The 14,562-nt window shown below is 38.0% G+C and carries 12 protein-coding genes and 1 tRNA gene; 7 read left to right on the forward strand and 6 right to left on the reverse strand.

Annotated features, from left to right (window positions below; all coding sequences use genetic code 11):
• On the reverse strand, positions 1-2,264 hold a 2,264-nt coding region (locus HMAT_RS25355), incomplete at its 3' end, for a TlpA disulfide reductase family protein (protein ID WP_158656148.1).
• A gap of 600 nt (positions 2,265-2,864) precedes the next feature.
• Between HMAT_RS25355 and HMAT_RS25360 the strand changes: the two genes are divergently transcribed.
• From HMAT_RS25360 to HMAT_RS25370, 3 genes are all read left to right on the forward strand, one after another.
• Positions 2,865-3,410 carry a hypothetical protein gene (locus HMAT_RS25360; RefSeq protein WP_104385642.1) on the forward strand — a complete coding sequence of 182 codons (546 nt, stop codon included), beginning with the start codon at positions 2,865-2,867 and terminating at the stop codon, positions 3,408-3,410.
• Positions 3,411-3,860: 450 nt separating this feature from the next.
• On the forward strand, positions 3,861-4,763 hold the full coding sequence (locus HMAT_RS25365; RefSeq protein ID WP_104385643.1) for an Abi family protein: 903 nt from the start codon (positions 3,861-3,863) through the stop codon (positions 4,761-4,763).
• 749 nt (positions 4,764-5,512) lie between these two features.
• Positions 5,513-7,078 carry a hypothetical protein gene (locus tag HMAT_RS25370; protein WP_104385644.1) on the forward strand — a complete coding sequence of 522 codons (1,566 nt, stop codon included), beginning with the start codon at positions 5,513-5,515 and terminating at the stop codon, positions 7,076-7,078.
• Between the two features lie 218 nt (positions 7,079-7,296).
• Here HMAT_RS25370 and HMAT_RS25375 read toward each other — a convergent pair whose 3' ends face one another.
• Together HMAT_RS25375 and HMAT_RS25380 are read right to left on the reverse strand one after the other, a co-directional pair.
• Positions 7,297-8,430, reverse strand: a complete 1,134-nt coding sequence (locus HMAT_RS25375; protein WP_104385645.1) for an AI-2E family transporter — start codon at positions 8,428-8,430, stop codon at positions 7,297-7,299.
• Between the two features lie 116 nt (positions 8,431-8,546).
• Positions 8,547-9,155 (reverse strand): porin family protein, encoded by a 609-nt coding sequence (locus HMAT_RS25380; protein WP_104385764.1) that lies wholly within the window; start codon positions 9,153-9,155, stop codon positions 8,547-8,549.
• A 381-nt stretch (positions 9,156-9,536) separates the two neighbouring features.
• On the opposite strand from HMAT_RS25380, the gene HMAT_RS25385 reads away from it, so the two are divergent.
• Both HMAT_RS25385 and HMAT_RS25390 read left to right on the forward strand, forming a co-directional pair.
• Positions 9,537-9,607, forward strand: a tRNA-Cys gene (locus tag HMAT_RS25385).
• Between the two features lie 32 nt (positions 9,608-9,639).
• Positions 9,640-9,819 (forward strand): spore protein, encoded by a 180-nt coding sequence (locus tag HMAT_RS25390; protein ID WP_104385646.1) that lies wholly within the window; start codon positions 9,640-9,642, stop codon positions 9,817-9,819.
• Positions 9,820-9,853: 34 nt separating this feature from the next.
• On the opposite strand, the gene HMAT_RS25395 is transcribed toward HMAT_RS25390, so the two are convergent.
• On the reverse strand, positions 9,854-10,600 hold the full coding sequence (locus tag HMAT_RS25395; protein ID WP_104385647.1) for a copper homeostasis protein CutC: 747 nt from the start codon (positions 10,598-10,600) through the stop codon (positions 9,854-9,856).
• A gap of 275 nt (positions 10,601-10,875) precedes the next feature.
• Between HMAT_RS25395 and HMAT_RS25400 the strand changes: the two genes are divergently transcribed.
• Both HMAT_RS25400 and HMAT_RS25405 read left to right on the forward strand, forming a co-directional pair.
• On the forward strand, positions 10,876-11,295 hold the full coding sequence (locus HMAT_RS25400) for a hypothetical protein (protein WP_104385648.1): 420 nt from the start codon (positions 10,876-10,878) through the stop codon (positions 11,293-11,295).
• A gap of 46 nt (positions 11,296-11,341) precedes the next feature.
• Positions 11,342-11,635 (forward strand): Smr/MutS family protein, encoded by a 294-nt coding sequence (locus HMAT_RS25405; protein WP_104385649.1) that lies wholly within the window; start codon positions 11,342-11,344, stop codon positions 11,633-11,635.
• Positions 11,636-11,732: 97 nt separating this feature from the next.
• On the opposite strand, the gene HMAT_RS25410 is transcribed toward HMAT_RS25405, so the two are convergent.
• Positions 11,733-12,713, reverse strand: coding sequence for a DUF1080 domain-containing protein (locus tag HMAT_RS25410; protein WP_104385650.1), 981 nt, complete (start codon positions 12,711-12,713; stop codon positions 11,733-11,735).
• Positions 12,714-12,838: 125 nt separating this feature from the next.
• Positions 12,839-14,521 carry a sodium:solute symporter family protein gene (locus HMAT_RS25415; RefSeq protein WP_104385651.1) on the reverse strand — a complete coding sequence of 561 codons (1,683 nt, stop codon included), beginning with the start codon at positions 14,519-14,521 and terminating at the stop codon, positions 12,839-12,841.
• Positions 14,522-14,562: the final 41 nt, after the last annotated feature.

The following is a 14,562-nucleotide window of genomic DNA, read 5'->3' on the forward strand; positions in this document are numbered from 1 at the left end:
CGAATAAACTTTGTATTATTCAGGGCATCAATTGCTTCAAGTGGTATTTGGCCCTTGGTTTTGAATTGTCGGATTTTAGGCGTAGAATCAAAGCGCCACACATCGATCACTTCTTTCCGGATTTCCCATCTAACGCCAAAATTATCCTGAATATCATGGATCATTTTCCGGTACGGATCAAAATTAGTTTGGTCTTTCGGGTAACGCAAAAAATAGCAATATTCATCTGTGTAACGCTGGGGTGTCTTGAGTTTCCTACGGGTTTCTTTACTAACATTGTCATCAAAGACCCAGAGATTGCGGTCTATACGATGCCCTGATTCGCTCAGGTATTCATAAATGCGCATGGCTACCGATGAATTGAGAAATGTAAATTCTTTTTCATTTCCCTTTTCCTTTATCTGCACGCCCATTTCTCGGATCCCTTCCCGACGTTTGCTCAGGAAAGAGGAGAATAATTTGAGCGTATCCGTAGTCACACTATCTTCGACTTTATACTTAAAATCATCCTTCATATAGAAACTCGCCTTGTTGTTTTCCAAAATCTGACGGACATTAGCCTCTTGAAGTTCGGTTGTGTAGGTAATTGCTTTGACGACACGGTCATTGCCGATCCATACAACGTGCGGTATCCCGCGATGCGGAAATACGGCATTGAATATCGTATCTCCTACGAGATAAGGAAACTGAACATTTAGCTGATAAGAATCTTTGTATTTTTGGAGCACCTTATCAATTCGTGTCTGATCATCGTGCGTCCGTTTGCAGTTGACCAGCAGCACGTCGAAATCGTTTTTGAAAGTAGCCTTCAATTTATCCAATTTGGGAAAGCTTTCGAGACAATTGGTACACCAGGTAGCCCAAAAATCTAAGATAATCAGTTTATGATTCTGGTAATCACTAAGCGAAATTGTTGACCGTCCTTTACTATCGTTAAATACAGGCATTTTGAGGTTCCACAAATTCTCTGGAATGGTATCCCCTATTGCAAGCGCCCGGATCTGAGATAGCCCATCGGCCCCGCTGTCCTTGCGGGGCGTCTGAGCCGATAAACTAAACATAGAAACCATCAGAGCTAGTACCATAAGAGCGCTGATGCTCTTTAATGCCTTAAAAGAAAAATTAGATAATCGAAAAACTAAAGCCAAGCATGTCAGCGACATGCGAAAAGTGTTTTTATAATCGAACAAATAAGCAAAGCATTTTAAAGCCCTCTGAGCCATTGAAATACCATCAACAACAAAAGAGTCGACAAAACAGACAACAACCCCACAAAACACCTTAAAACCATTAAATTTAAAACAAGTCTCCCCTCTTCCATTGACCAATTCGGTATCCTCTCCTTTTGCGGACCGTGCTGTCGCACTATCAGACTTATACCCAAGATCCACCAGCGAGCTACTGACAGCTCGTACCTGTTTAGTATCTCTTTGGTATATCTCCGGTAGCTCTTTAGTACATCCCCAGTACCTTTTTGGTACCCTTTCGGTACACTCCCGGTAGTTTAACGGTGAACTAACGGCACCTTTTGCTCCGAGGAATAGACCATTTAAGTACCTACCAACTCCTGACCAACTTCTGCCTTTCTCCCAGCGATGCTCGGAATTTCTTCGGGTGGGCTTCGGGTCACCCTCGGGAAAAATCAAAGGAAAATTCGAAGAAAACTGATAGCCCACTGCATGAAAGGCAGAAGTTGGGGCGAAGTTAATTCGAAAATTGTCAGAAGAAGATGGCCTTTCGGCTCCCCTTCGAGTGGTCTTCGGCAACGCTTCGGGATCTCTTCGGGGCTTGTTCGAGACATGTTCGGCTACGCTTCGGCTCGGCTTCGAGTCCGCTTCGACTGCGCTTCGGGAACGTCCCGAAGAACAGCCGAAGAGCAGCCGAAGCACTCCCGAAGAAGGGCCGACGCAGGTACGGAGCAGGTCCGAAGGACAGCCGAACAAAGCCCGAAGACCGCTCGAAGAAATCTCCTGCTTAGTTATTTTTTGATCGCTGCTCTGCAAACGTTTTTGTAGCACTAGACAAGTACCTTTATAGTACATTTTTCCATTGTCAATTTTCCTACGCAACGATTGCGTAAATAGTGCTATATCTGTGCTTAAGTAGTGCTTAACACGTACTTGGAATATACGGGTAAAATACAGTTGAAAACTGTCTAGTAACTCAGGTAATTGAACCCTGATTTTTTTTGATTTAATTTCTGGTGAGCAGGGGGAATCTTGTCCAATAGGCAGTTCACTCCCACCCTTGTAAAAATTGGTCATTTTTAAAAGGTGTTAATAGCTGTGACCTGCTGGATTAAGAATTCCGATACTCGTAATAAACAAACGCATCCAATGTTCCTAAGCCTAGCTTAGGTCACAATAAAAAATAATGGTTAATAGCTAAATCTAAGAGCGTTGGAATGGAGTTTTCAACGGTATATAGTAGGGTCGCTACGCTCTTCAAGATTAGAGAAAGTCATTATTTGACTAAACGCACAGAGCTACTCTGCAGGTTTGATTTTGTTTTTAATAGTTTGTTTTTTGTTCATAACTCGTTATAGTTACGAGTCTCCTTGAAGAAAGGAACTATAGCAAGGCCCTATGCTATCGTCGTGCAGGCTTCCGAGGGCCGTAGAACCGATAAACAATAGGGCCCATAATGCTATAGTGTGCATCAAAAATACACAAAATATCATTACGGACATTGAAAACCTATTGCCTCGTCCTGAACAAAACTCGGAATTTGCACGAGAGACTCTTGTATTCAACACCTATAATCAAACATCTATTTGATTATCAATATTCAAATCTAAATAAATTAATTATTAAAAAGAAATTAATTGCGGATTATTAATTGATTTAGATCATTTGTTTGTAGTTATGAAAGCTTACAATGCTAAAATAACGACTGAAAACATTAAGAATCATTTTGAAAAAAGTGGATTAACTATCGAGGTATTTGCAAACGTATTAGAAGTTTCAAAAAGATGGCTTGAATACATTTTAGCCGGAGAAAAGAATTATGAATTTGCCCCTTATACAATTCAAAAAGCATGTGATTTTTTTATTGCCGATTTTAGAAAATTTACCACCGAGCTACAAACTGTTCCAGAAGATTTTCGTGAATTTTTAAAAAAGAAACATTCTAGAAACAGTGAATACAATAAAATACTATCAGACGCCCCATCTGTTCCTTTTATTATAGATGAAATTTTGGCGAAAGATAATGAGTTCATTAGTAGTAACGGATTAGAATTGAAATTTGTAAAACAAATCATATGGAGATATTATCCTGGGTTAAAACTTACCAATCTATCAAGTGATCTACAAAATTCTAGTTTCATTAAACACAGACTACACCCGCATAAGAAAAAGAAAACAAATATTTATCAAGCTAAGAAGCAAACGACAATCAACAGCAAGTAAACGAAACAAATCCTTTTTTAATAAAAATGAGATTCAGATAACCGGAACATGCTGAGCCCTGATTTCGGTTCTGGTTTAGGTATACCAAGTTTGTTAAAGCGCTACTATGGTATGGCATTCTGTCATATCCTTGGAATATGTACAGCCTTAAAAAGCTATTTCGTGATTTTGACTTGTATCAGGTGTTGCAATATCCACATTTCCCCAGAAATGGATAAAACTATCTCAAAATTCAGAAAACGGAAAAAATTAGAAACAATTTTACCCTTATATTTATTTAATTTTGAATGAATATGAGCGTTAAATATTTATGTTCATTACACTTTTATTTTTTTTTGCAAAAAAGCAAACAGATGCTTATTGTTGTAATAACAGTACACGCCGCGCTACCCATAAGAACAGCGTCCCAGGGCGTGTCTTTTGTTTTACAACCTTTTGAAGCCACATTCTATGTATGAAAAGAAAGCTTTCACGATAGATGACCAAATTCAACAATTAAAAGATCGGGGATTATTTATCTCTGAATTTGACAATATACAACATTATTTATCTCATATCAGTTACTATAGACCGGCTGGTTACTGGTGGCCAATGCAGGAAGATAAAACTGCTCACAAGTTCAAGCCGAATGCTAAATTTAGTGATGTATTGGCATTGTACAATTTTGATAGAGAATTGAGAATACTATTGTTTGATGTAATTGAAAAACTTGAAATAAGCTTAAGAACCAAATTAATCTATCATCTTTCTCATGAGTTTGACCCATGGTGGTTTCAAAATTTCAATATTTTTCAGAATGCCAGTGACCTTGTAAAAACTTTAGCTGCTCTGGAGGAAGAAATCGATAGATCAAAAGATATTTTTATAAAGGAACACAAAAAGAAACATAAAGATGATGGACGCTTCCCTCCTGCTTGGAAATCTTTAGAACAAACAAGTTTTGGCGCTTTATCAAAATTATATGGAAACCTAAAGAATGACGTAGTTTCTAAAGATATCATTGCTAAAGAATTCGGCACTGTTAACCATACCTATCTCCCAAGTTGGCTTCAGTCTATAGCCCAAATAAGAAATTATTGTGCCCATCATAGTAGATTATGGAACAGAAATTTACCTGGAAGCCCAAAACTTTTGAGTAATCCTCCCCATTCATGGATTCAGAATGTTCCGAAGCCACATGAATTTCAATTTCTTTATATCCATTTATGCTGCATGAAATATTTATTAAATATAGTTCAACCGGAAAACTCATTTACTATCCAATTAATAGGGTTATTAAAGAAATATCCAAATGTTGATCCGAATGCATTAGGTTTAAAAGAAAATTGGGAATCAGAAGCTCTTTGGAAATAAAATTTAAAACAAATTTTACTCTGTAAAAAAATAAGGCAGGTCTTATCCAGAAATCGACATTTTAGTATTGCAGTAATTCGAGACAATCTTAACTACAATTATTTGCTTTAACATCAAGGTTATAATTTTCAAACTATGCAGGCACAATGAAAGAGCCTGAAAAGGTGGACTCAAAACGGAACTCACTGTGCACTGAATCTACTTAGATGTTCAATTTGGCAATAACATGGTATTAATTTGCTTTCTATCAAATCTCTCTGTCAGCGAAGGTCGAGATTGGGTATCCCCAAGGAATAACCTAGCAAAACCAAGTATTTTTTCGTTGTGAATAGCAATCAAGTGCTTAGAATTCCAATACTAAATCAAAAAAACTCTAAGCTGCTTATTCCTAATCATTTTTATTATTTCATTGAAAGTAGCCCAGTTAACTACATCACGCAAATCTAAGCCACTTGAAGTTTAAAGCTCTGTACATTTTAACCTTAACATTAAATTATCAAAGAAAAACACATAAGCATAACATTCATTTGAAAATAAAAGAAATCAAGAACCACAATATACAAAAAATTCAAAGAAACTAAATTTCGAAAATAGTTATTATTTCCTTTAAAAACATCCAAAATAATGACAAAAAGTCATTATAATTAAAAAATAAGAGAAATAAAAACAAAATAATCAATAAAAAAAACAACATGCACAAAATAAATATTTATATTTACGACATCTAATTATATAAATAAATTTCAAAAATGAGAAAAATTTTATTTTCAGCTATTTTACTTTCAAGCACTATAGCTTGTAAGAAGGATAACCTCTCTTCTGAGAGCTATCAACAACAAATCGAACAAAATTTATTAGATGCCAAATCTGTCTACAAACAGGAATTTTCCAAAGCTTTTGCTAAGGCTTTAGCCTCCAACTCGGAATTAAGAGCTTTTATAAAAAATGAAGCTCTAAAAAAGTTTGACCAAGATTATGATATTCTTTATCAGATGGTAAAAGATGAAATGATTGGGGATAAAAAATTCAAAGATATTATTGCGGAGCAATATGAAAAGAAAGAAAATTTAAATGAATTAGATCGTCTATATCCAACGCTTACAATTTTTGTTCCTAAGTTACCGATGGATAGTTTTTCGGCTGAAAAATGGAACACTCAAACCGAAATTCCTCAAGTGGCCTATACATTGAATACAACAGCCAATGTCCCCATTGTGAATGAGAAGGGGGAAGAATATATTTTAGAAGCAAAATATACCCCGTCATTCCCAGTTGTCGTTATAAAAGAGAACGAAGTAGTAAAAGTAAGCTCAGGTGCAGCGAATTCAACTAAGGCTTCCGTCTCTAATGGCAACAAAGAGAAAAACTCAGAGAAACATTTATTGAAAAGTAGTTTATATACTTTCGAATTTTTAGACGAAGCATTTAATGGCTTAAATGACAATAATCAAAAATCAACGTCAAAGCTCAGAGCATCAACGATAAATGCATCTGCCATTGATTCCAAAATCAAGACAGCTTATGATACCTATAAGAATGCCGATGGATGGCAACGAGATTATATTTATTACAATATTACTCCCGGGCAGACTAAGGGTAAATTTAGTTATGATTACCAAGAACATATCACATCATTTAGTATGAATGATGCCAATAGCTTAGGAGTTATTTCTGATCAGGATGGAGATCCTGTTAATAATCCAAGAGTATATAGTCCAGGTTGGAAAGGAAATCCTCCGACAACTCCGTGGACTGGAAATGCGTTTAGATTTAAAGTAAATGTGTTGATTAATGCAAAAAATGGCGCAGGTGCTAGTACTGATAGGTATTTTAATGTTGAGGCCGCAGACTTATACGATGCTAAATATAAAAGTGAGAGAGGTGGTATCCTTCTATCCCAGAGAATTTTAGTACTAGAATCCATTACTCCTAAAAAAGTATCTCTAAATATTCCTTTATTCAATTGGGATTTGAATGAATATGCTTCAACTATAAAAATAATGGTAGAAGAAGTAGACAATACAGAGGAAGAAAATAGATCTGAAACTCGTACGGTTAAATTCGCGACAAATTTTGGGATTGAGCCTACATTCGGTGGTTTAGCTAAATTAGGTCTAAAGTTCGGTGCAAGTTTAGCAAAAGACCAATCTTCTACAGTATCTTACAAAGTCACGAAACAAAGCGACCAATTAGGAGATGTGCTTATTAATTTCGCTGATAACGTCGTTACAGGTTTTGATGGATCCTCTTATACAACTAGAGAATACAATTCGGGAATGTATACAATTGGTATTGAACCACGAAGAGTTCAGTAAACAGAGAGGAATTTTTACTGCAATTGAGCCTACTCTGTGGCTTGCAGCAGATGGGAGATACTTTTAGGTATCTCCCATTTGTTATAAAATATTACAACTCTATAATATCCTACATTTAATTATATACAGGAATATGACTTTTAGAGCAACAAAATTAATAGAAGAAAATTTCAAAAAAGCATAACAACAAATATAATCGGGGCAGTGATCGAATGAAACTACTCCTTCGCCTCATTCTCAATAATTTTCTTCTCAACAGGGTTTAATGAATCAAATAGATCTTGATATACCTCATCCTTACTATCTTCCTCACCCAACAAAAAACCCCAAGGTTTAAGCTCTTTGATGCGATCCATCACAATTTTGACAATAGCCAATATCGGAATGGCTAAAAACATTCCTGAAATACCCCAGACCATCTCGCCAATAATAATGGAAAGCATGGCAAATAAGGAGTTAACTTTTACTTTGGATCCGACAATTTTAGGAACAATAAAGTTACTGTCAATCATATGTACAATAATCAATGCCAAGATCACCAACACGACATGCGTCAACGACGACGTAGCAAAGGTAAGAATGGAAATGATCAGCATGGACGAGAAAATACCCACATAAGGCAGTACATTGAATACGCCTGTGATTAAAGCCAAGAGCAGACTGTACTTCACACCAATTAAGGAGAGGCAAATAAAAACCAAAAGCGAAACCAAACTCATTTGGATCAGTAGACCAATCAAATATTTCTTAACTACATATTGAATCTGCCGAACAACATCCACAACAATTGGCCTGTCTTCAACACGATTGACAAATAAAAGGAACTTGACAATATGCCCCCTATAAATCAGTAGGAAGAAAGTATAAAGAAATGTAAAAACAAATAAAATAAACAGGGAGGAAAGGGAAACCAATGCCGTGCCTAAAAACAGGGTACCGGAATCAACCGACTTTGAAGCCGTCTTATTGATGAATTCCATCTGTTCTTTGTGCTGTATTCCAAATTGATCGCTGACCCAACTTTGCAGTTTACCTGCGCCGTCCATAATCTGCTCTTTAAATGCCGGAAAATCCTCTTTAAGCAGGGTGAGTTGCGAGGCTAATAAGAAGAGACCGTAACCCAGTACCCCGAAAAATAGAATCACGCTGAGTATCCCGGCTAATGTCCTCGGAAAGCGTAGTTTCCGTTCCATAAAATTGCTCAGTGGAATCAACAGCAAGGAAAATAGCAAACCCAAAATCATTGGAATCAATATCGTATCGCCGATCTTCGCTAGATATCCCAAAAGCAGGATACTAATGAGTACGCAGGCTAACTTCACATAAAATGGTAAAGAGACAAATCTTTTCATTGAATATTCTTTTGAATAAAAATAACAATTTCGGACGACTTAAGTTTATGGAAATAAAAAAGTCCCCACAAATGCAGGGACTTCTTCCTCATAATAAGTTTAAGTACTTATATTTCTTATAGTCCAAAACCAATACCGACAGACCAAACACGGTTTTTTATTGAACCGCTATTAGGCGCCAAATTTGTTAACCCTAAGCCATAACCCGCATTGATCTGAAAACCATTAGTCAATTGATATCCCGCTAAAAAGTTTACACCAAAATCAGTACGTTTTAGATCTTTGTCAGCACCACTACCGAACTTAAGATCTTCATCCACTTTAACATCGCCAGCGTTTCCCTTATTTTTACCACTTAAACCAAAGCCTACATAAGGGCCTGCACCGATAAAGAAATTACCTGATCCCCCTGTAGGCAATTTAGCCACTAAATTTACAGGAATATCCAAAGACATTACACTTTGTTTGAGCTCTCCATTAGAAGTCTCAACCCATTTAGCACCCTTATTCTGCAAAGACAAACCAGGCTGTACTGATAAATAAGGAGACACAGGCGCATCTAAATAACCCGTTACAAAAAACCCAGTGTTGGATTTAGTATCTCCCAAACTTGTTGAATATTTAGGAATATTTACACCTGCACGGAGTCCATAACCCAATCCACCTTGTGCAAAAGCTCCTAATGAGCCAAATAAAATTGCTGCAGATAATAATAGTTTTTTCATGTTTCCTAATTTAATTTGCTTTGTTCTTTCATTTACTCTCATATATTTCCTGTATGAGATTTATTACAGTCCCATTTGCAATATCTATTCCAAAATGCGTAAGCCGTTCATATCCACATCAAAACAAAAGAAAAAAGTCGTGATCTGATTTTTTTGATTGTCCTTTAAAAGATACAGTTGGTTGCCAAAAATTGCAACTTAATCAACCTACTTACCTGCAATCGAAAAGTTGAGCAGGAAGCTCAATGATAAGTACAGCAAAAAAAAACTACCCCCTTGGTTTTCAAGATAATGCTCAAAAACACAAAACTTTTATCACAAAGATTTTTTAATTCCAATTATAAGTTTTATTTTTGCAGACCTTCAAAAGGAAAAAAATAGGGTCGGATGGCCGAGTGGCTAGGCTGAGGTCTGCAAAACCTCCTACAGCGGTTCGAATCCGCTTCCGACCTCGTTTTATTTAAACAATAAAAATATTATCAAAATGGGAGTTACACGTTTAAAAAGAAAAGATAGAAGAAATAAAACTGTTTCACGTGTTGAAGTTCAGTTCTTGAAATTAGGAACTAACGTTGAGCTAGGTTCTAGATCAAAAATGAAAGCTGACAACCAAATCGTTAAAAACGATGCTATCTTAAATCAATTAGCTGCAGAAGCTAAATAAGCACAAAGAAATTAGTAGCCTTTAAAGTATAACTTTAAAGGCTTTTTAATAAGTCTACCATCTGGTGGACTTTTTCTTTTGAGCTCATCCACTGGGCTTCATCCATCCCCTTAACTTGATCCTGCGAAAATTGCATCTTTGACGGCTGACTTTCTTTTGCTGAACTATGTATAGCAATAGCTCCAGTTTCTGCTAAGATCGTTCTGATATTGGAAGCATCCACTCCAGCACCCGGCATAATTACAATACGTCCGGCAGCCTGTTCAATCAATTGTTTAAGCAATGGTGCACCTGACAAGGCTGAATTCCGCAGACCCGAAGTCAAAATACGATCAATCCCTAGGGCAATAACATCTTCCAATGCAGCAAAGGGATCTTGTACTCGATCAAAAGCACGGTGAAAGGTCACGTGCATAGGACGTGCAACATCCACCAGACGCTTTGTATTGACCTTGTCCACGGTACCATCAGCATTCAATATTCCGAGGACAACACCATCCATACCCAACTCCTTACATAGCTCAATATCCGCGATCATCTCCAGTATCTCTTCCTCCGTATACAGAAAATCTCCACCCCGTGGTCTGATCAAGACATGAATTCCGATATGAACAAGCTCACGCACTAGCTTCAATTGGCCAAAAGAAGGTGTGGTTCCACCATTCTCCAGATTCTGACAAAATTCAATACGTGTCGCACCGCCTTTCTCCGCTTCTATTGCCGAAGCCACTGAATTGGAACATATTTCCAATTGATAACTTCCGATTGTTTTCTCCTTCATCCAATTCTATTTTTAACCTGTTTTTATGCAATGCGAATAACGCAAAAAAAAAGCAAATTACCTATTTTTCAACCGCCGAGGAATTAGGGTAATCGACTCTGTTTTCTGCCAGAAACGCTCAAGATCCAAAAACTATGATGAGGAACTGTGACTATCGCTGGTCAACTATTATTCAAATTAGGAAAAACATTTATTCAAACCATTTGTATATACCTTACATGCTTTTATTTAAAATTCTAATAACCAACATTATATAAAATTTAAGTAAAAATATCATGGCTATTATATCAAAAAACATGGAAATACAGGAAAGGATCATCAGCACTTTTGAGGAACTCCAATCCGCTATACATGGTTTAAAAAGCCAGCTAGTTGAATTTGAAATATTGTTTAACCAGGCATGTGACCGACACATTGCCTCGGATTTCCAAAAGGAATGGCTATTAGACCGTATTTCTTCCCGGCATGTGACAATCGTGTCCAGGCACGAAAGTCTGCAACTTATTCAAGAAACAGTTTCCGCTTACCGTGATTACGACGGTTTCTTCCTGGATCATAAACAGTTATTGCAATCACTGGAGTTATTGATGTTAAATCATGCAGAGAAAGAGGAATATGAAATTGCCGCCATTATAAAAAAATGGTATGAAAAATTCGCCCAGGCTGTTGATTTCATCGCCGACCTCGCCTACTAAGTCGTTGTTTTGTTTTACATTTGCGGCATTGTAATATATTTGAATCATGCGCAAACCACCCGCTATAGTTGATCTACACGCAGATACTTTCCTCGAAGATTGGGAAGACTACTCGGCTGACGAACTTATGCTCGAATCTATTGATTACCTCAGATCCAACCTGGATGCAGCCATTTATTGGGAGATGAACGAAATCAAATTTATACACGGAAAAGGAAAAGGTACCTTAAAAAAAATGATATTTAAGGAACTACAGGACTACAAAGATAGTGGTTCAATTGATCGGTACTATACTTCTTACCAGAACGAAGACGTGGTGGTCGTTGTAATCGGAATCTAAAAGAGACTACCAAAAACACACAGCCCCCGAAATCGTGTTTAACTTTTTGGGGGCTGTGTAAAAGATAGTCTCTCCTAAAATAAATATATATCTACTATTATTTAATGGCAGGTGTAATAATTACTTTACGGAATTCAACCGGTCCATGATCGCCCTGGAAATAGATCGGACCAGGTTCAGCCTCTTTACTATCCAGTGCTCCTCCGGTAATGCCCGGAATCTCCTGATTGCTGATCACTGTTTTACCATTGGCTACAACCGTCACCAGACGTCCTACCAATGTAATATCATAGGTCTGCCATTCCCCGGCTCCTTTGTTCACCATCTCATTTGCCGCAAGGAAGCCGTAGACTCCTGCAAAAAGGACGGCATTGGGATGTGCATCTTTTGGACTATCCTCAATCTGCACCTCATAGCGCCCTCTAAGATAAACCCCACTATTGCTGCCCGAAGGAATTTTAAATTCAACGTGTAACTTAAAATCCTCAAATTTTTGTTCCGAAACTAGGTTAGAACCCGATTGCGGGCTGGTTAAAATACCGTTTTTCACAACCCACTGATTGGTTTTTCCAGTAGCTTTCCATCCCGACAGATCCTTTCCATTAAAAAGCTGGATCGGCTTACCCCATTTTACGGCAGCCGTTCTTTTTAATTCAGGTGCACGTACACCTTTAAAACGATGTGTTTTTCCATCTGGTTCGGTTATGGTTCCTTGCAATGTGCCATTTAGGATCTCCCCTTCTACACTTAAATTCATCTTTCCGCCTTCCCATTGCGGTGGAATTGCGAATTTGAACTTCCCGTTTTCATAAAAAACCTGTGAAACAGGCCGTGCACTCCCCGAAGTACTCACATAATGGCCTACTAAAGTCTTGTAACCTGACAACTTCACTTCAAGCCAGGAAGGCGCAGGGGTGCCATTGACGTCAACTTCTATATCCCATCGCCCGATCAGCTCTTTTCCCTCAATTTCTTGGTTTTGAACAATTGACTCCTTTATCGAATCTTTAGCGAAAGTTGCTTGCGGTAGCGCAGCGGAAGCCAAAAGCCCTAAAAGAAATGCCGCTTTTCTTTTCATATTGTTTATGTTTATATTCTAATTGACAATAAATTTCCAGCAATTTAACTGTTTCGCCTCTGGTATCCAAGGAGTATCGTGTTAAAAAACGCTAAGAATACGATGGCTTGCAAATTAACCTGATTTTAAATCCGATCCATAAAAACGCGATGGGCTGCTCGCCATGGGATCAATGAACTGATAAGTATTACCGTAGCAATTCCACCAACTAATGGAGAACGGTCGGCAAAGAAAAAGCACAGTACATAAAGCAACAGCGCAATAAAGGTGAGCGAAAATGCAATCATCTTCAATCCAAATTTATTCTGATTTTTCAGTGCCATCTCTTCTTCTTTATCAATCTGTTGTACAGCTTCCTTACGTGCTGCTTTAGTTTGTTTGAGTGCAAGGTATTCTGCACTTATCTTCCCGCATGATTTCGCATACAGTTCGACACAAACCAACAAAACGAAGGGAAGTACAACACCAAGCAGCATCTCGTTGGCGCGGCTAAGTTTATAGTTTATCAACAAAGGAAAAATAATCTTAAACAGCAGATTGACGCTTAAACTGACAGCAGTTATATAAACAGTGGCCTTTCCTGTCAATCGCTTTGAAAACAATGCCCATATCGGTGGCGCCAATAATGGCCCGCCTGTAATGGCGCCTATACTCAGGGTGAACTCGACTATCCCACCAATCAATGGTACGATAAGCGCAACAATAATCATAAAAAACCCAAAAAACCAAGATGATGCGCGAGCGATAAACATCAGCTTTTTTTCTGACGCTTGCGGGTTTAAGGTTCCCTTATAGATATCGTTTGTAAAAACAGCTGATACAACATTTAAGGCCGTATTTGCGGATGCGGATGTAGAGAAATACATTCCTGTGAGCATCAATCCAAGCAATCCTGCAGGGAGTACCTGCTTACAAACCATAATGTAAGCCGTCTCTGTCGCCAAGCCGGTCAAATCTGGATTGATCACTTTGTAAACCATTGGTGGGATCATCCACAAAATCGGGCTAGCAATATACAACGCAGCAAATAAATAAGCAACTTTGGACGCCGATCGTGGTGTATCAACACTGGTATACCGCTGTACAAACGTCCAGTTGCCTCCGATATAAAAAATATGATACAATGCAAAAGCTAAAATAAAACCCCAGGTATACTCACCGTTTACAACGTTGAAGAAATCATCTGGCACTTTGTCCAAGAAGGACTGTACACCACCAACTTCGTCAAAAACCAATGGAATGACAATTACAATCGCCGCTGTCAGGACGACAAACTGTAGAATATCCGTCACCATTACGGCCCACAAACCGCCGATGGCGGTATAGGCAATCATTAGGATTCCCAGCACAATGGTAACTGGAATCAAGGGATAGTCCAATGATTCGGAAACAAGTTTGGCTACAGAATACAATACTGAGCCCTTGAGAAATACCGAAACAATCATGAAGACATAGATGTAACACTTCTGCACCGTACTCCCCAAGCGATCCTTGATAAACTCGGCCGCAGTAAGATTCCCTGTGGCCTTCCATTTGGGCGCCAGATAAAGACCTGTAATCAGCCCACCTATACACATAGTCCACTGAATGGTAATCGCTACCCAGCCATGACTATACGCTATTGAACCCCATGCGACAAAAGTACCCGCTGAAAAAAAGCTCATAAACAGGGACATCCCCCCTATAAACCAGGGCACGGATTCTCCTCCAGCGAAAAAGGACTTCAAATTTCTTCCGGTTCGTGAAAAGCTTATTCCAACCAGCATGATGAACACCGAAAAAACGATTATGACTATTGTATCTATCATCTTGTATCAACTATTAAATTACTGAATATTATCATTTATAA

The sequence above is a fragment of the Sphingobacterium sp. HMA12 genome, from assembly GCF_002933815.1.
In the GTDB taxonomy this organism is placed as follows: domain Bacteria; phylum Bacteroidota; class Bacteroidia; order Sphingobacteriales; family Sphingobacteriaceae; genus Sphingobacterium.

Excerpts from the sequence above, each read along its gene's own strand:
- HMAT_RS25415 (WP_104385651.1), bottom strand. The coding sequence starts at position 14,521 with ATGATAGATACAATAGTCATAATCGTTTTTTCGGTGTTCATCATGCTG.
- HMAT_RS25395 (WP_104385647.1), bottom strand. The coding sequence starts at position 10,600 with ATGAAGGAGAAAACAATCGGAAGTTATCAATTGGAAATATGTTCCAAT.
- HMAT_RS25390 (WP_104385646.1), top strand. The coding sequence starts at position 9,640 with ATGGGAGTTACACGTTTAAAAAGAAAAGATAGAAGAAATAAAACTGTT.
- HMAT_RS25375 (WP_104385645.1), bottom strand. The coding sequence starts at position 8,430 with ATGAAAAGATTTGTCTCTTTACCATTTTATGTGAAGTTAGCCTGCGTA.
- HMAT_RS25360 (WP_104385642.1), top strand. The coding sequence starts at position 2,865 with ATGAAAGCTTACAATGCTAAAATAACGACTGAAAACATTAAGAATCAT.
- HMAT_RS25370 (WP_104385644.1), top strand. The coding sequence starts at position 5,513 with ATGAGAAAAATTTTATTTTCAGCTATTTTACTTTCAAGCACTATAGCT.
- HMAT_RS25380 (WP_104385764.1), bottom strand. The coding sequence starts at position 9,155 with ATGAAAAAACTATTATTATCTGCAGCAATTTTATTTGGCTCATTAGGA.
- HMAT_RS25365 (WP_104385643.1), top strand. The coding sequence starts at position 3,861 with ATGTATGAAAAGAAAGCTTTCACGATAGATGACCAAATTCAACAATTA.
- HMAT_RS25405 (WP_104385649.1), top strand. The coding sequence starts at position 11,342 with ATGCGCAAACCACCCGCTATAGTTGATCTACACGCAGATACTTTCCTC.
- HMAT_RS25400 (WP_104385648.1), top strand. The coding sequence starts at position 10,876 with ATGGCTATTATATCAAAAAACATGGAAATACAGGAAAGGATCATCAGC.
- HMAT_RS25410 (WP_104385650.1), bottom strand. The coding sequence starts at position 12,713 with ATGAAAAGAAAAGCGGCATTTCTTTTAGGGCTTTTGGCTTCCGCTGCG.